General features: G+C 36.1%; 14 protein-coding genes. All 14 read left to right on the top strand.

The genetic code is table 11. The annotated features are described in order from the left end of the window. Window positions 1–176: 176 nt before the first annotated feature. The 14 genes from AB6811_RS04110 (at window position 177) to AB6811_RS04045 (ending at window position 17,419) form a co-directional block, all read left to right on the top strand. Complete coding sequence (locus AB6811_RS04110) at window positions 177–455, top strand: phage lytic cycle repressor MrpR family protein (RefSeq protein WP_369489166.1); 279 nt, start codon at window positions 177–179, stop codon at window positions 453–455. Continuing rightward, entirely contained in the window at window positions 452–700 is a 249-nt protein-coding gene (locus AB6811_RS04105) for a tyrosine-type recombinase/integrase (RefSeq protein ID WP_369489360.1), read from the top strand. Before AB6811_RS04110 ends, AB6811_RS04105 begins: the two co-directional genes overlap by 4 nt. Window positions 701–1,030: 330 nt before the next feature. Then, window positions 1,031–2,794 carry a tyrosine-type recombinase/integrase gene (locus tag AB6811_RS04100; protein WP_369489165.1) on the top strand — a complete coding sequence of 588 codons (1,764 nt, stop codon included), beginning with the start codon at window positions 1,031–1,033 and terminating at the stop codon, window positions 2,792–2,794. Window positions 2,795–3,138: 344 nt separating this feature from the next. Beyond that, window positions 3,139–4,470 carry a DNA adenine methylase gene (locus tag AB6811_RS04095; protein WP_288021368.1) on the top strand — a complete coding sequence of 444 codons (1,332 nt, stop codon included), beginning with the start codon at window positions 3,139–3,141 and terminating at the stop codon, window positions 4,468–4,470. After that, window positions 4,460–5,368: a DNA adenine methylase gene (locus AB6811_RS04090; protein ID WP_369489164.1), complete on the top strand. Its 909-nt coding sequence runs from the start codon at window positions 4,460–4,462 to the stop codon at window positions 5,366–5,368. Before AB6811_RS04095 ends, AB6811_RS04090 begins: the two co-directional genes overlap by 11 nt. Further along, window positions 5,361–6,920: an AlwI family type II restriction endonuclease gene (locus tag AB6811_RS04085; RefSeq protein ID WP_369489163.1), complete on the top strand. Its 1,560-nt coding sequence runs from the start codon at window positions 5,361–5,363 to the stop codon at window positions 6,918–6,920. Before AB6811_RS04090 ends, AB6811_RS04085 begins: the two co-directional genes overlap by 8 nt. Before the next feature lie 339 nt (window positions 6,921–7,259). Beyond that, complete coding sequence (locus AB6811_RS04080; RefSeq protein ID WP_369489162.1) at window positions 7,260–8,354, top strand: serine hydrolase domain-containing protein; 1,095 nt, start codon at window positions 7,260–7,262, stop codon at window positions 8,352–8,354. 514 nt (window positions 8,355–8,868) lie between these two features. Then, complete coding sequence (locus tag AB6811_RS04075; protein ID WP_369489161.1) at window positions 8,869–10,662, top strand: ATP-dependent nuclease; 1,794 nt, start codon at window positions 8,869–8,871, stop codon at window positions 10,660–10,662. 5 nt (window positions 10,663–10,667) lie between these two features. Next, complete coding sequence (locus AB6811_RS04070) at window positions 10,668–10,973, top strand: helix-turn-helix domain-containing protein (RefSeq protein WP_369489160.1); 306 nt, start codon at window positions 10,668–10,670, stop codon at window positions 10,971–10,973. After that, a complete protein-coding gene (locus AB6811_RS04065) occupies window positions 10,970–11,791 on the top strand; it encodes a site-specific DNA-methyltransferase (protein WP_369489159.1) in 822 nt (273 codons plus the stop codon). The genes AB6811_RS04070 and AB6811_RS04065 overlap by 4 nt, the downstream gene beginning before the upstream one ends. 78 nt (window positions 11,792–11,869) lie before the next feature. Beyond that, window positions 11,870–13,042: an IS4 family transposase gene (locus tag AB6811_RS04060; RefSeq protein WP_369489158.1), complete on the top strand. Its 1,173-nt coding sequence runs from the start codon at window positions 11,870–11,872 to the stop codon at window positions 13,040–13,042. A 91-nt stretch (window positions 13,043–13,133) separates the two neighbouring features. Then, on the top strand, window positions 13,134–14,291 hold the full coding sequence (locus tag AB6811_RS04055; protein WP_369489157.1) for a DNA methyltransferase: 1,158 nt from the start codon (window positions 13,134–13,136) through the stop codon (window positions 14,289–14,291). A 9-nt stretch (window positions 14,292–14,300) separates the two neighbouring features. After that, a complete protein-coding gene (locus AB6811_RS04050; RefSeq protein ID WP_369489156.1) occupies window positions 14,301–16,973 on the top strand; it encodes a DEAD/DEAH box helicase family protein in 2,673 nt (890 codons plus the stop codon). A gap of 47 nt (window positions 16,974–17,020) precedes the next feature. Next, window positions 17,021–17,419, top strand: coding sequence for a hypothetical protein (locus AB6811_RS04045; protein ID WP_369489155.1), 399 nt, complete (start codon window positions 17,021–17,023; stop codon window positions 17,417–17,419). Window positions 17,420–17,630 lie beyond the last annotated feature (211 nt).

Raw genomic sequence — 17,630 nt, 5'->3', positions numbered from 1 at the left:
ATTCATTTACGTAACCATTAACACACGCTATTACCGACAAAACAACCGGCCAAAATGGGGATAGTCTGGCCGCAGAAGGATATGCGGTAAAGCCATATTTCAGAGAAGTTTTAAAAAGCGTACAGGATGAAGAGAATTTTGATAGGCCACGCACGGAGCATAAGCTCCCTAATGTTTTGAGCAAGGAAGAGGTAAAGCGAATAATAACTGCGCCACAAAACATTAAGCACCGCACAATGCTCAGCCTAATTTACACATGCGGATTAAGGCGCAGCGAGCTAATCGATTTAAAACCCACAAGTATAGACAGTGGTCGCAACCTGCTTATAGTAAAACAAGCGAAGGGAAACAAGGACAGGGTTGTACCGTTATCGGCAAAAACCATTGAGATGCTGCGCGATTACTACAAGATATATAAGCCCATGGTATGGCTATTTGAGGGTCAGGAAGCCTGAGAGCAGTACACAGCAGGAAGCCTACAAAAGGTGCTAAGTACGCTACGCAGAAAGCAGGCGTTCGCAACCCCTTAACGTTGCACTGGTTGCGGCTCAGCTACGCAGCGCACCTACTCGAGAGCGGCACCGATCTGCCGTACATACAGGAACTTTTGGGGCACAAGAGTCCCAAAACCAAGGAAATTTACACGCAAGTATCGACCCAAAGCATCCAAAAAATAAAATCGCCCTTCGATGATTTATAATATAATACTACTTTTGATATTATGCAACTTTCGTATACAATACATCCAAAAAATGGTGCCATTAATAAACCAAAGGTATACAAATAGGTGAGCTATGGGCTATTAAAAAAAAGTGATACTTGCATTATGAATGATAAGATCGACAATAGAATTGCACTAAAGATTTATATGTGGATTAACTTCTGTTTTATTATTGGTAGTATATTATATTGAGCGATTATATTTGGAGCATTTTTGCATATTGATATACCCTCCTGGGTTAAAAAAATATATAAAATATTTTGTAGTGAAAAATTCTTATTATTAATTTAGCTTAAACATGTTCATGTAATGGTTTTTTTGCAGAAAATACAGCATCGTAGCGCTCCCCGAATCGGGCTGTTTTTTAAATATGATGAGCAATTAAACCAAAGAGCCAGGAGTATTGGTGCCATATGGAGCCGGACATATCGATGCTGGTATGTTGATTACAGCAAGGAAAACTTTCGGAAAATAGAACAAGCTTTTCCTGAGATTGAAATTATAAACGACCCGGAAGAAAAGGTTCCGCCACAGGCGCCTGGTTTACAAAAGAGCCACGACAATGCGCCCATAGCTGCCGCCCGGAGCGACAACGCCCTTCCGCTGCAGGTTGCTGCGGAACATAATCCGACCAAAAAGGATGAACCTACCGGAGCCTGTGCCGAGTTTTTGCGAATTATCGGGAAATACTGGGCTGTTAAACTCCCATACACCCCAACCATTGTCAAAGCGCTTAAAGAAACGAAAGGCGTTTACTGGAACAAGAGCCACAAAGCCTGGATGGTACTGAGGCATGTGTCTGTGAAAACCAAGGTTGAAGCCATTCTGGGTCAACCAGGATTATTACCGGCCGATTACTATATAAACCATACGCCAGAAGGACAAAATGGTAAAATTGTGGTAGAGCCCTATGCGGCTGAAAGGAAGATGATGATGGTGAAACTTCCCGCCATATCGGCCATTGTGCAACAGGTTAAGCGATTTGCCGGCAGCCGTTACAGCAAAGCCAACCAATGCTACCTGCTGCCAGCCACTCCGGCAATGATGGAAAACCTGGTTGCGCTTGCCAAAAACAGCGGCCTTAGCTTAACAAACCGTTTGCCCGAAAATTACCTCCACAAACGGTATGCTCCCAACCTGAAACAGGTGAAGCTGGAAACTACTCTTGCGAACCTGCAAAGGATTACACCGCCCCAGGGGCTAATTTATCTGAATGCCATGACCGATACCATGCTGGCTAAAAATATGAGCTACAACACCATAAAAAATTATGGCAATGCACTGATTACCTTTTTGCGTACAAACGATTTCCGAAACCCTGCCGAAATTGACCAGAAAGAAATAGTGAGGCAACTCGGCAACATGATGAAACATGGGTTATCTCCTTCGACTGGCAATATGCTTGTAAACGCTATGCAGTTTTATTATCGAAATGTATTACACAGGGATTATGAAATTACCCTACCACGCCCCCAAAAAGAGCATAAACTCCCCCCTGTACTTAACGAAGCTGAATGTATTAGAATTTTTGCTCAGATAAAGAATCCCAAACACAAGATGCTTATCATGCTTGCATATGGGGCAGGTTTAAGGGTTAGCGAGCTGGTTACCCTGTGCTGGGATGATATCCTTTTCGAAGAGCACAAAATCCATATCAAATGTGGGAAAGGGAAAAAAGACCGCTATGTGATGCTACCCTATACTATTGTTGCAGGGTTGAAGGCATACCGCAACCTTACCAACAGCCACAAATATGTCTTTGAGGGGCAATACAAGGGCGAACCATACAGCGCAAGCAGTGTACGACAAATCATGAGGCGCGCAGTGGAAGCGGCAGGATTGGAGAAAAGAGCCACACCACACACTTTACGTCACAGCTTTGCAACCCATCTGCTTGAAGCCGGAACCGACCTCAGATTCATTCAAGCGTTGCTCGGACACAGTAGCATCAAGACCACCACCATCTACACCCACCTTACCCAAAAGGGAGTTGACCGGATACAAAGCCCACTCGACCGACTGGCAGCAAGCTTTAATACTACGACAAATACTTCTAAAAAAACTGAAAAGTGACAAGTTTATATAGATATTTACTAGTTACCACCAATGCTAAAAAGACAGACTACACAACAAGACAATGACAGAAAATAGACTCAACATACAGACCATATCGACTAAGCGTACGTACTTACAATCTGACCGTGTTCTGCAAATGGGGCAGGTGGCAGAAAAGAAGGAAAAAGCCTACCCTTCGCATTTTTTAAAATTTCTTTTTGCCTGCCTCACAAACGGCACATTTAGTTTTGTCCAACAAAAAAAGCGCCTCTTCGCAAAACTAAAAGAACCATTTTTTCCATCGCACTTGTTTATTATTTGGTATTTTTTTTATTTTTGCCAAAAGTTGACAAGTTAAAAGTATGGACAAAATTGGAACATATCTTAAAGAAACTAGAGAGGCACTTGCGTTACAACTTCAAGAGGTGCATAGTAAGACAAAAATTGACCCAACAGTTTTAAGCAGAATTGAAAATGGCAAGAGACTTCCGACAAAAAAACAACTATTACAACTTGCCGAATTATATAACTGTGACACGCATAAAATTTTAGTTCATTGGTTAAGTGACAAGGTTGTATCAGAAATAAAGTATGAGGACTTTGGTTTAGAAGCACTACAAGTTGCTGAAGAAAAGATTGTATATGGAAAGCCAATTTCACTATTCCCTGAATTAAAAGCAGAAAATTACATTAACCTTGAAAGCAGAAGATATATTGGTAGTAAAGCTAAACTTACAAATTGGATAATTGAAACCATACTTAAAGAAACAAAAGATGCAGAATCCTTAATTGATATTTTTGCAGGAACTGCAAGTGTTGCAAAAGCTGCATCGGAACACTTTCCCTATATTATCATTAACGATATACTTCACGCAAATAACATCATTTATAAAGCTTTTTTTAAACCCGATTATTGGGATAGAGAAAAAGTTGAAGATATATTAGAATATTATAATAGCATAAATCCAAATGATTTGGAAGAAAATTATTTCTCGGAAAACTATGGAGATAAATTTTTTGACCACTTAAACGCTAAGCTAATTGGTTACATTCGTGAAGATATAGAAAGCAGAAAGAATAGTTTGACAGACAAGGAGTATTCTGTTATACTTACATCACTAATTTATAACATTGACAAAATAGCAAATACTGTTGGACATTTTGATGCCTACATTAAGAAGCCAATAAAATATAAAAAATTAAATCTGAGATTGATTAAACCTGTTGATATTAAAAATGTTGAAATATACCAAGAAAATGCAAATCTATTAGCCCGAAAAATTTCAGCTGACATTGCATATATTGACCCTCCCTATAATTCACGTCAATACAGTCGTTTCTACCACGTTTACGAAAACTTAGTTAAATGGGACAAACCGCCATTATTCGGTGTTGCTTTAAAACCTGAGCCAGAAAATATGAGTGTATATTGCACCGTAAATGCTAAAGCAGCTTTCAGAGATTTAATTGAAAATCTTGACGTAAAATATATTGCTGTTTCTTACAACAACACATATAATTCAAAAAGTAATTCATCGGAAAATAAAATCCGTCTTGAAACCATTGAAGATATCTTAAAAAAGAAAGGAAAAACTAAAGTTTTTGAATGTTCTCATAGATTTTTTAATACAGGAAAGACGGAATTTGATAATCATAAAGAATTATTATTTATCACTAAAGTAAATGGGAACTAAAATAATACGTTCGCCATTATTTTATGTGGGCGATAAATACAAATTATTAAAAGAAATATTACCGAATTTCCCTAATGAAATAAATAGGTTCATCGAACCATTTGCTGGCGGGGGTTCAGTTTTCCTAAATGTAAATGCAAATAAATATTTGCTAAATGACATTGACAAATATGTATTTAACTTACATAATTTTTTAATCAAACATTCAAAATCTCCACAAAAGTTCTTTAACGAAATTGAAAAAATTATTTTTGAATATAATCTTTCACGTTCATACAAAGAAGACATTATTCCGACTGAATTAAAAATTAAATATAAAAAAACTTATTTCGCAAAATTCAATAAAAATAGTTTTGAGAAATTGAAAACAGACTTTAACAACGAAAAGGAAATAGACTTATACAAATTTTATGTATTGTTGATATATGGCTTCAATAGGATGATTCGTTTTAATGGTTCAGGCAAATATAATTTACCTGTCGGGAATGTTGATTTTAATAAAAATGTAGTAACTGCACTTGAAAACTACTTTGATAAAGTAAAAACTGAAAAAATAAAGTGGTACAATAAAGACTACACTGATTTTTTAAAAAGCGTAAAACCGCAACAAGACGACTTTATTTATTTTGACCCTCCTTATTTGATAACATTTAGTGAATACAATAAACTTTGGGATGAGAAAAAGGAACTTGAATTAATAAAAACTTTGGATTTGCTAAATAAAAATAAAATAAGGTTTGCGGTATCAAACGTTACACATTATAAAGACAAAGAAAATAAAATTTTTAACAAGTGGTCATCGAATTACAATATCATTCCGATAAAGAGTAATTACATCAGTTACCACGACAATAGCATAAAATCATTTAGAGAAGTTTTAGTTACAAACTATGAGTAAAAAAGGAAGAAAAGTTACTCCAACTTTCAAACAAATGGCGTTTGAAACAGCTGTAAGAAATCCTGAAAGATATAAAGGGATTTTAGCAGCCATAGCTCCATTCATTGGTGAAATATTGGATGATGAAGTATTGTTAAGGGTTGTATCAAAATTGTATCTTGAAGGAATCGTTTCAAGTGATGGTGTAGAAATAACTGAAAATTCAACAATTGAAAGTATATCACAACAAGTTCAGTTTGTAAATAGAACTCGAAAAGCAGATGGCGGATTTCCCGAAGGTTATCAGTCAAGATTTTGGACTTATGTAAGAACATTGTCAGAATTAGGTTTTGTTCTTGCTCAATACAAACAAAAACTAAGATTTTCGCAAATTGCTCTTATGCTTATAAACAATGAGATTGATGAACAAGAAGCATTTTCTATTCAGGCTATTAAGTACAATAGACGTTCTCCATATCGCAATGTTTCAAATGATTTTAATTACTTTAAGTTCATTCTTCAAATTCTTACCCAAAGGGAAAAAATATCTTATGAACAATTTATTGTTTCTACTTTTAGTGAAAATGGTAATGTAGAGGAGTTTTTAGAAATAATAGATGAAAATGCTTTTCGAGATTCTAATGAAGTTGAAGCATTTGTGAGAGAAAGATTTGGTACTAATTTAAAAGCACAAACAATATTAAGAGATTATCCCGATGTTGTATTACGCCTTTTAGTCATTACAGGATTTGTTTCAATCCAATTCAGAGGCAAAGTGTTTATATACAGAAACATAGCAAATGATGAATATATAAACGATTTGCTTTCAATAAACGTTGAACTTAGTGATGATGAAAAAACTATTCCCGAAAATCATTTTGAAAAGTTAGAATCATACAATGACGTATTGCTTGCCTTAGTTTACAAACATAGGGAAGAAATTCCTGAAACTGATGGCTTTGAATACGCTAAAAAAGTTGCGGAAATTATTGATTTGTATGAGTTAAACGAAAAATTAATTGTTGAAAGTATTGGTTTAATTGGAACTCCAAAAAATATTGTTCCTGCTTTCAAATATATTGCAGAACCATTGAAGTTAGAGTTTTATTTGAGTTTAATTCTTGCACTTAAATACGGTAAAGAGTTTGCAATTAGACCAAATTACAAAGCCGATTATATAGGTATGCCAATTTCACACGCTCCAGGTAATAAAGGTGATATTGAAGTTTACTCAAAAAATATTTATTGGCTTATTGAAGTAACACTAATCCGAAATAAAACTCAACAATTGAACAGCGAAACGACATCAGTTATTCGTCATTTTTTTGAAGATAACAAAATGAACGAATATCTTTCCAAATACCTTTCATTTGTTGCTCCAATAATTCATCAGGACACTAAAGATTATTTTGACTATTCAATTGTCCGACATAAAATAAAAGAACAAAACTTGAATTTAAAGCCCTATCCAATTAATGAGTTTATAGAAGTTACTTTGGCTTGTGAAAATTTCAGCGATATGGAAAATTATACAAATCAAGTTATTGAAGATTTTAGAAATAATTTGAATTAATGAAAAATGATTGAGGTTCTTAGAATATTTCCAAAGCATAATGCAAGCACATTACCAAAGCCGCACAAGCCAACGCAAGAGAAAAGAAATTATAAAAAATGCCCCACCGCACGATAAAAGACAATGAATATAACAGCAACAAATAGACCGACAAACCACGGCAGACAAGGAAGCACTGGTGGTAACAGCGTGTATGTGGCAATAGCGGGTGAAGTGGTAAATCGAAGGTCTGTGCATCTAACAAACATTGTGCTAAACGGACAGGAAAGTACTTCTAATCCGCTACTGCACATACACGCAAAACGTTAGGTGTTATTGAAAATAGACAAAATCAACAATATGAAAAAACTCATAAGTATTCTAATTATTTTAAGTTTAGTTGGTTGTAATAGGAAACCTGATTGTTCTTATAAAATACCGATTGACAAAAATGATGGTTTGAACGTATCAACACTTGAAGAACACAACTTCGACAAAATAGCATTTGAGAAAATAAATAGTGATATATGCAAAGGAATATACGGAAACATCCACAGCTTACTGCTTATTCACAACAATGACCTAATCATAGAGCAGTATTATAATGGATGGAAAAGTAATGAACTTCATTTTTTAGCTTCTACAACGAAAAGTTTCAGTGCAATTATGACTGGCATTGCGATAGAGCAAGGAAAAGTTAAAGATGTAAACCAGAAAATGATTGATTTTTTTCCAGAGTATGCTTCGCTTGCAGAAGACACTTTAAAAAGTCAAATAACGATTAGAGATTTACTTACCAATACATCTGGTTTTAAATGGAATGAGCATGCATTACCTATTAATGACCCCAATAATATGGGAGTACAAATGGATAAAATGGATAATTGGTTGAAAGCATCATTGGAATTACCAATGGACACTATTCCAGGAACTAAATATGTGTATAGCGGACCAAACAATATTATTATTGGTGAAATAATTAAAAAATCAACTGGACAAAACATTGCGGAATATACGGAAGATAATCTTTTCAAACCTCTTGGAATAAAAGATTACAGTTGGTTTTCAAAAAATGGCATTTTTGATGTTGGTGGTGGACTAAAACTCAAATCAAGGGATATCGCTAAATATGGATTATTATACCTGAAAAAAGGAAAATGGTTTGACAAACAGATTGTTTCATCAGAATGGATGGAAGAAATATTTAATCCATTTATTGAAATCATGCATCCTTTATATGGTTGTTGTCAATGGCAAATGGTAAAAACAGAATATGGATTTAACTCTTGGTTTATTCCCGGCAATGGAGGACAAATCATAAATATTGTTCCAGATTTAGATTTGGTAATTGTAATAAATGCAGACAACAGACATATTTCGAAAGAAAAGCGAACACCTTTGGAGTATTTGATCAAGGATTTAACAAAAATACATCCCAGACTTAAAAATGAATAATAACAACACCTAACAATGTATAAAAATAATAGCCGAGATAGTAGTAAATTCAAGGGTTGTAGCCCGCTTCAATATTCTTGTAACTTGACAGGAATGAAGCCCGCAGTCGGCTACTATTCTTATACGTAACCGTTACAGGCAAGCGTAAAAAGACAGTGCAACCCTGACAGTGACGACTGAAAAATGGAGATGTTGCAACCTGACAAATAAGCGGACTTTAACTGGACAGTTCTTTAACAACTTGACACAGACCAACGAGCCGACACTCAAAGCCGACCCGAATGTTTTTAAAATTTTATCCACCGCACTTTTTTTAAAACAATTTTATGCCTGCCCGCATTGGCACATTTGCAAGCCCCACAAGCCAACCCACGACCAAAGCTTGCAAAAGAGCCAATTTTGCCGACCCACTTGACAATAGTAATCTGTTGAAAACTTTGAGAGAGATTAAATGAGAAAATAAGAAAACTATTCATATCTTTGACGAAATTTGTCAAAGCAAACAGATTCAAAGATGAAAATATCAAAAGTTATCATTCACAATTTCCGTTCAATACTTGACAGCGAGTTTGACTTGGCGGATTACTCACTTTTAGTTGGAGAAAATAACGCGGGAAAAACGAACGTAATTTCAGCACTAAGAGCTTTCTATGAAGACGCTGGAGTGAAATTTAATGAGGGCAACGACTTCCCTAAAATACCAACTAAAGACAAAGAAAGTTGGATAGAACTACATTTTAAAACAACTCCAGAAGAACAGGAATCCTTAAAAGAAGAATATAAATCGGAAGATAGCATTTTACGCGTAAGACGTTATTTTAAGTCTGAAAACCCTGATTTAGTAAAAGGAAACCAAAGCAATATTTACGCTTACGAAAAGGGGACACTATCCACAAACCTATTTTATGGGGCAAAAGGAGTTTCACAAAATAAACTTGGACGCATTATTTATATACCCGAACTTTCAAAGTCTGACGACAACCTTAAACTTTCAGGCCCAAGTCCTTTTAGGGAAATGGTTAATTATGTTTTCGGCAAGGTTATTAAATCCAGTAAAGCATTTGAAACGCTAAACGGTTCATTTGACAAATTCAATGCTGACTTTCAAAAGGAAACAAGTGAAGACGGATATTCTATGAAAGCGATTGAAGATGAAATAAATAGCGAGCTCAAAAATTGGGAAATAAAATTTGGAATAAAAATAAATCCAATAAAGCCACCTGACATTGTTAAAAGCTTGCTCTCTCACTACATTCAAGACAATAACCTTTCGGACAATAAAGAAATTGAAGTTACTTCTTTAGGTCAAGGATTACAAAGACATTTGATTTACACGCTTATCAAGCTCTCCTCAAATTATACTGATAAAAAGGAAGAAAAAAAGAAAGAGTTTTCACCTGATTTTACTCTGATACTTTTTGAAGAACCGGAAGCATTCTTGCATCCATCACAACAGGAGCAAATGAATTTGAACCTGCAAAAAATTGCAACTGAAAATAATCAGCAAATTCTAATAACCACTCATTCCCCGATTTTTGTTTGCAAAAACACAATGGCCCTAAACTCTATTATTAAAATTCAAAAGAAAAAAGGCCATACAAATATATTTCAAATCAAAAGCAATGAAATAGAAGCATTATTTGACGCGAATCTAAGCCTATTCAAACTCTTTTCTGATTTATTAGGTGATGCAGCAACGCCTGCACCAATAAAAGCTAAAATAAATAGCAAAAATTTAGGTAATGCTTCACCTGATTTAGCATTAAAACTTGAAGAAGAAACTATAAAATACTTTTTGTGGCTTGATAGTGAACGTGCAGCTTTATTTTTTGCAAAACACATAATTATTTGCGAAGGAGCATCAGAAAAAATATTTATTGATTACCTGCTTAATACTCAATGGCAGGATTTAAAGGAAAAACATATTTATTTATTAGATGCTATGGGCAAATTCAGTATTCATCGCTTTATGAATTTGTTTGGTAAACTTGGCATAACTCATTCTGTTCTTATGGATTCAGACAATGATAAGGATGTTCACAAATACATCAATGACTTTATTGAAGACAATAGAAATGAATTTACTTGGCATATAAAAAACTTTGACACAGATTTAGAAACATTCTTAGGAATTGACAAACCTAACCGAGCAGATTTAAAACCATTGAATTTAATGATGAAACACAAACAAGGAAATATTGCTGAAGCCAAAATTGCCGAATTGAAAGAATTGATTAACCACCTAATAACAGCACCTAAAATTGAAAACACCATTGCTGCTAAAGCTGAAGCAGTTGAAGTAAAATAAGATTTATGCCAACTTTCGGAGAAACTATAAAAAAATACAGAGAAGAAAGGCACTTGCCTTTGCGTACCGTTGCTTCTTATCTTGACATTGACCAGGCTGTTTTAAGTAAAATGGAACACAACAAAAGAACAGCCACAAAAGAACAAGTTAAGAAATTAGCGAAATATTTTGATGCAGATGAAAAAGAACTTTTAATACTCTGGTTGAGCGACCGTGTCGTATATGTAATTAAGGATGAAGAATTTGCTACGGATGCACTTAAAGTAACAGAGCAAGAAATTAAATACATTAAAAAGCAAAAGACGAAATGATGCAGAACTTATATAAAGATTTAGAAAAATTGCTGAAAGACAAATCAGAATTTGTCGTTAACGGCAAACTTAACAAAAGTAAAATTTCAGATGCTGCCTATCAGTATAATGAAGCATTACTAAAAATTCTGTTAAGCCATAACAGCCTGAAAAAGCAATTTTTTATGGAGGTTGGTGGTGCAACCGTTTTCAAACAAAGGGAATTTTTAAACTTCCTTAAGAACAAAGATTTTTTACCAAACAGTTATACTGAGTTTAAAAATCAAATCGGCTTACAAGACGAAAAAGGCGAATATTATCGTGAGAATAAAGATGTTGTTTTAGTATTTCCTTACAAGGACTGTGTTTTAGAAGGCGGGCAAGACAAGGAAGAACAGAAAAGAAATGAAATTTTTTACAATGAAACACTTGCTCCCGATGAAATAACCCGCCTGTTTGACACTAAAGCCCTTACTAATTTTAAACTGTATGACAGCAAAGGAGAACACACCCTAAACGCAAAATCCGATATTGACTTTTCAAAGCAAAACCTGATATTGAAAGGAAACAATCTTTTGGCATTGCACAGTTTAAAAGGTATTAAAAGCATAGCAGGACAGGTAAAACTTATCTACATTGACCCACCTTATAATACCGGAAGCGATAGCTTCAATTACAATGACAAGTTTAATCACAGCACTTGGCTTGTATTTATGAAAAATCGGCTTTTAGCTGCAAAAACATTAATGAAATACGAGTCTGTAATTGCAGTTCAATGCAGTTTTCATCAATATGCTTACTTAAAAGTTTTGATGGATGAACACATCCGTCCAAAATAAAATTTTGTAGATAAAAAATGGGAGTTGGAAATATCCCCGTTAAGGGATAGTTTTACATTGACCAAAAAACCAACTCCCATGGTAAAGTTAACGCTTTTTTCCCAAATCACCAGCCTTATACCCCGGCATATATTCTCCGATATCGTAAAGAAGTACAACGGGGACAAATACAGCAAGGGGATTGATAGCTGGACACACCTCATAAGCATGGTATTTTGCCACCTGGGGCAGCTTAGCTCAGTACGGGATATTTCGAACGGCTTAAGGAGCATAACGGGTAACATAGTCCACCTGGGCTGCACGCAGGCCCCATCCAAGTCGAGCATATCCTACATTAACGGGAGGCGGCCCAGCAAGCTATTCGAGGAGTTCTACTACGCCCTGGCAGCGCATTTCAGGTCGCAGGTCAGGTTTGCCAAGCCAGCCCTGCGCCAGATACGGCGAAAGGTTTACCTGTTGGACGCCAGCGTCATATCGCTCTCGCTGTCGCTATACGACTGGGCGAAGTTCAGGACGCGCAAGGGCGCCGTCAAGCTGCACCTGCTGCTGGACTACGAGGGGTGCCTTCCGGCCTTTGCCGACCTAACCCGGGGCAGCGTGGCCGACATTACCGCCGCCAGGGGCATGAGCTTGCCCTCGGGTAGCATTCTGGTATTCGACATGGGCTACTACGACTTTTCCTGGTGGAACAAGCTGGACAGCATGAACACCTGGTTCGTCACCCGCTCCAAGGATAACCTGGACTACGAGCTGGTCGAGGACTTTGACGTGTCGGGGGAAAGGGATAGGAATGTGCTGCAGGACTCCAACATACGCCTTACCGGGGTAAAAAGCCAGCACGATTACCCCAGGCTGCTCCGCCGGGTGAGGTACTGGGACGAGGTCAATAAGAACGAGCTGGTCTTCATTACCAACAACCGTTCCTGGACAGCAACCACCGTGGCGCGCATCTACAAGGAACGGTGGCACATCGAGTCGTTCTTCAAGCTAATCAAGCAGAACCTTAGGATTAAGTCGTTTGTGGGCACATCCGAAAACGCGGTGCAGATCCAGATCTGGACGGCGCTGATCACTATACTGCTGCTCACATTCCTGAAGGCCAAGGCCAAGTACCAGTGGCACATGTCGAACCTGGTTAGCTTTGTCCGGTTGAACCTCTTCGTGAAGATTAACCTGTGGGAATGGCTAAACCAGCCCTTTATCCGTCCCAGAAAAGAGGATGCGGTACAGCTAAAGCTGTTTTCAGGGTAGGGTCTAATTTTAAAATTGGTTACTTTTGAACCCTAACCACCTGATTAACAATTAGGCATTTTTTGATTTTAAATTATTTTGGACAGCTGTGATGGATGAACTATTTGAAAAACATTTATGCACTTTTAATATACAAGTTAGACACCCTGACAGAATTTTAACTGGCGATAAGGAATACAATGATGTTATAGAATATATATTGCTTTATTCAAAAAATCGTTTTCAAAAGCTGCCAAAACGAGAGGAAGAAAAAAATGTAAATGAATATATATACAAGATTGAAGAAATTGGAAAGCCAGATAAAATAAAATTCGGGAAGAAAGAAGTATTAATTTTCACTCCAGATAAATACAAAGTAGATATTTTGGAAGCTGATTTCTCCAATCTCAAAAAAATCAGTATTCGTGGTTCCATTCGGGAAAAAAATAGTAGTGGTAGATTTTATGTAAAATATTTAGAGAAATTAAGAAATGATTATCCGCCAGAAACACTATTTAAAGTTCCAGAAATGGGTGATGATGCTACAGGTGGTAGGTATTTTTACTTGCCCCCAAAAGGAAATGTTAATGGTGGCTATTATCAAGGTAAACCACAATCAAGTGATGTTACGCTAAAGCCTTATCCGAACTTCTTCAATTTTGCGGAGGAATATAATAATGTTGCAGACCAAGGAAATGTTTCATTTAGAAATGGGAAAAAGCCAGAAGAATTAATGAAACTCTTATTAGACCTTTTTACTGTCTATGATGATTTAATTATTGACTATCATTTAGGAAGTGGAACAACTGCCGCCGTAGCTCATAAAATGAATAGAAGATATATTGGAATTGAACAATTAGATTATGGGAAAAATGGAAGTGTAACAAGGCTGAAAAATGTAATATCAGGCGAACAGTCAGGTATTTCCCAATCAGTTGGTTGGAAAGGCGGAGGCAGTTTTGTTTATGCAGAACTAAAACGCTACAATCAGCAATACATTGATGATATTGAGGCAGCCAAAGACAGTAAGGCATTAAAAAAACTGTATGAGCAAATGAAAGAGGAGGCTTTTTTCAGAATTGAAATTGACCATAATAAATGGGACAATGGTGAATTTGAAAAACTTACATTGGAAGAACAGAAACAACTGCTCTGCGAATGTTTGGATAAAAACCATTTGTATGTGAACCTCACCGAAATGGAAGATGCCTTTTACAAAATGAGCGAAGATGAAATTGCCCTGAACAAAAAGTTTTACAACATTTCATAAGCCGAAACAATGGAATTCTTAGCAGATAAATTAGATGCCGAATGGAAATTTGCTCAAAGCTACGGCTTATTGAATACTGATGTACCAGAGCATATCAAGAGCAATCTGAACCCAATGTTTTTAGACAGGGAATATCAAAAAGAAGCGATTTCAAAATTTGATTTTTACTTAAACAAATTTAAGGACAGACCCAAAGACAAGCCTATTCATTTGCTTTTCCATATGGCGACAGGAAGCGGGAAAACCGTTTTGATGGCTGCCAATATTCTTGAGCTATATACAAAGGGCTACAGAAATTTTATTTTTATTGTTAACAGCAACAACATCATAAAGAAAACCATTTCCAATTTTACCGATAAAAGAAACAGCAAATACCTGTTTGCCGACAAAATAATTTTTGATTTCAGGGAAATTGGAATTAATCAGGTGGAGAATTTTGAAACAGTTCCGGGCAATGATATTAATATAATGTTCAGCACCATTCAGGGATTGCACATTCAATTAAAAGAGCCGAGAGAAAACGGACTTACATTTGAAAGTTTACAGCAGTCAAAATTGGTAATTCTTTCAGATGAAGCACACCACCTCAATACGCTAACCAAAAGAAAAAAAAGCAAAACAGAGGAAGAAGAAGAAAATAGTTGGGAGTGGACAATAAACACGATTATTGAAAACCACCCCGAAAATATTCTTTTAGAATATACTGCAACAGTTGACCTGAACCATCCTGAAATTGCAAAAAAATATGCTGATAAAATCCTTCTGCGTTATTCGCTTCGTGAGTTTAGAAATGACGGTTACAGCAAAGAAATTAAACTGATAAAATCGGGCATTAGCACAAACGAAAGAATTTTACAAGCATTAGTTTTAAGTCAATACCGCTTGAAGGTAGCGAATGAAAATAATATCTTATCCCCCTATTTACCGTTTAAACCCGTCATTCTGTTTAAAAGTGCAAGCATTGAAGAAAGCAATAAATGCTTTGAAGATTTTAAACTTTTGTTGAAAAACCTGAAAACAAAAGATATAAAAGATTTGGAAAATTCAGGCGGAGCAACATTAAAAAAAGCGTTTGAATTTTTTAAAAAACACGGAGTTTCCATTGACCAACTGACCGAAGAAATAAAAAACGATTTTAGGGATGAACGCTGCATTATTGTAAATAATGAAAACGACAGCGAAGAAAAACAGATTGAATTAAACCAGTTAGAGAAAAATGAGTTCAGGGCTGTATTTACCGTGAAAATGCTTACAGAGGGGTGGGATGTTTTAAACCTCTTTGATATTGTTCGTTTAGATGAAAGCAACGGAGTAAATACCAACGGAAAAGCAGCAGCCAGCACCATTTCAGAAGCACAATTAATTGGCAGAGGTGCAAGATATTTTCCCTTTCAGACAAGGCCCGATGAAGAAATGTATCAAAGAAAATTTGATAAAGATTTGCGAAACGATTTACGCTGTTTGGAAGAATTGTATTACCACAGCTTGAATGACAACAAATATATTGAAGCCATTACTAAAGAACTTGTTGAGCAGGGAGTTTACGACCCAAATCAGGACGAAAATCCTATTGAAATAAAAGTTAAACCAACTTTCAAGCAAACTAGACTTTGGGAAGAAGGATTAATATTTACGAACGAGCAGGTTTTGAAAAGCAACAAAAATGTTTCTTCATTAAAGCAAATCCACGAAACTGGATTACAATACAAGGAATATATCGGAACAAGCGGAACGGATGAATTGGTGGTATTTGATGAAGAAGCCGTAAAAGCTGACAAAGAACTGCAAAAGAAATTCATTGGCTCAATAAACAAAAACATAGAACTGATTGATTTAGGATTGCCAATTTGTCTGAAAGCCACTGAAAACATTCCGTTCTTCAATTTTGATAATCTCAAAAGAATTTTACCGCAACTGACATCTACAAGGGAATTTATAACCAGTGAAAAATGGATTGGAAAAACTCCTGTAACTCTGATTGGCAGCGAAGAAAGGTTGAAAAATTTGCTTCCACAAGAAAAATTGAGAATTGCGGAAAATGTATTGTGCAGGATAAAAAATGATATTAGTGCCAAAGTTCATCAATACGAAGGCAGCAAAGAATTTGAAGGCAGACCACTAAAAGAGTATCTGAAACACGATAAGTTGATGATGGTTTCAGAACCGGAGGCAGACAGCAAAAAACAATATGGTTTACCAATGACCGGAAACTGGGTTGCCGATTTCAGAATGAATGTAGCAGAAAAGGACTGGTACATATTTGATGAAAATTATGGCACAAGTGAAGAAAAGTATTTTATCAAATACCTTGAACAAGCCATTGACACGCTGAAAGAAAAATATGATGACATTTATCTGCTCCGCAATGAACGGCTGTTCAAAATTTACAACTTCACAGACGGAAAAGCCTTTGAACCCGACTTTGTGCTGTTTATGAAAGAGAAGAAAACCGCAAAGAAACTTTCTTATCAGCTATTCATTGAACCAAAGGGAGATGGCTATATTGAAAAAGACAAATGGAAAGAAGAATTTTTAGAAGAAATAAACATCAAAGCAAAAATCAAAAAGATAGAAATGCTTTACGAAGATGATAAATATAAAATCATTGGTTTACCTTTCTATAACTACAACACCCAACAGAAATTCAAAGCGAAATTTAAGGAAGTGTTGAAGGTTGAGTAATCTAAAAGCATTAATGCGAAAAGCAACAGGTTAGCTAAATTCGAAAAATGGAAAAACAGAAGAAATATAATCCCACCCACAAAAGCATACACATTTTGCTGCCTCGCATATCAGCCCGCAGACCAAAGCTGCAAAAAGAGTATGCTTTTCTCCAGCCCGAAAAAAATGGTTTTAAAAAAATTCCTTTCCCTCTTAAAAATTTTAAAAACGCCAATCCACATTCCGAAACAAAAACAATCGGACAGTTGGTTGCAAAACTCATTACTGACAATGGCTTCAAGACACGGACGACAAGAACGCCAGCCTGTAACAGCGTGTATGTGGCAATAGCGGGTGAAGTGGTAAATCTAAGCTCTGTGCATCTAAGAAACTTTGTGCTAAACGGACAGGTAAGTGCTTCTAATCCGCTACTGCACATACACGCAAACCGTTACCGCCAAGTGTAGGAAACAGAAACGACAGACAGAAAATTGAAAAGTAAACCATTGTGAAAGGACAGAAAAACGAAATATTGACGAGACAAGAGAGCCGACACTCAAGCCGACCCGATGTTTTGTATTTTTTGCCCACCGCACATTATTTAAAACAATTGCCGACCCACATTGCACACATTGCCAAAGCACCACAAGCAAACGCTGCGACCAAAGCTTTGTCAAA

The sequence above is a fragment of the Tenuifilum sp. 4138str genome (assembly GCF_041102575.1).
In the GTDB taxonomy this organism is placed as follows: Bacteria; Bacteroidota; Bacteroidia; order Bacteroidales; family Tenuifilaceae; genus Tenuifilum; species Tenuifilum osseticum.
The sequence above is the reverse complement of the archived record's forward strand: the minus strand, read 5'-3'. Positions and strand labels throughout refer to the sequence as shown.

Bases quoted from the DNA above. Each gene is read 5' to 3' on its own strand.
- AB6811_RS04100 (WP_369489165.1), top strand. From the start codon at position 1,031: ATGGTTTTTTTGCAGAAAATACAGCATCGTAGCGCTCCCCGAATCGGG.
- AB6811_RS04095 (WP_288021368.1), top strand. From the start codon at position 3,139: ATGGACAAAATTGGAACATATCTTAAAGAAACTAGAGAGGCACTTGCG.
- AB6811_RS04090 (WP_369489164.1), top strand. From the start codon at position 4,460: ATGGGAACTAAAATAATACGTTCGCCATTATTTTATGTGGGCGATAAA.
- AB6811_RS04085 (WP_369489163.1), top strand. From the start codon at position 5,361: ATGAGTAAAAAAGGAAGAAAAGTTACTCCAACTTTCAAACAAATGGCG.
- AB6811_RS04080 (WP_369489162.1), top strand. From the start codon at position 7,260: ATGAAAAAACTCATAAGTATTCTAATTATTTTAAGTTTAGTTGGTTGT.
- AB6811_RS04075 (WP_369489161.1), top strand. From the start codon at position 8,869: ATGAAAATATCAAAAGTTATCATTCACAATTTCCGTTCAATACTTGAC.
- AB6811_RS04070 (WP_369489160.1), top strand. From the start codon at position 10,668: ATGCCAACTTTCGGAGAAACTATAAAAAAATACAGAGAAGAAAGGCAC.
- AB6811_RS04065 (WP_369489159.1), top strand. From the start codon at position 10,970: ATGATGCAGAACTTATATAAAGATTTAGAAAAATTGCTGAAAGACAAA.
- AB6811_RS04060 (WP_369489158.1), top strand. From the start codon at position 11,870: ATGGTAAAGTTAACGCTTTTTTCCCAAATCACCAGCCTTATACCCCGG.
- AB6811_RS04055 (WP_369489157.1), top strand. From the start codon at position 13,134: ATGGATGAACTATTTGAAAAACATTTATGCACTTTTAATATACAAGTT.
- AB6811_RS04050 (WP_369489156.1), top strand. From the start codon at position 14,301: ATGGAATTCTTAGCAGATAAATTAGATGCCGAATGGAAATTTGCTCAA.
- AB6811_RS04045 (WP_369489155.1), top strand. From the start codon at position 17,021: ATGGAAAAACAGAAGAAATATAATCCCACCCACAAAAGCATACACATT.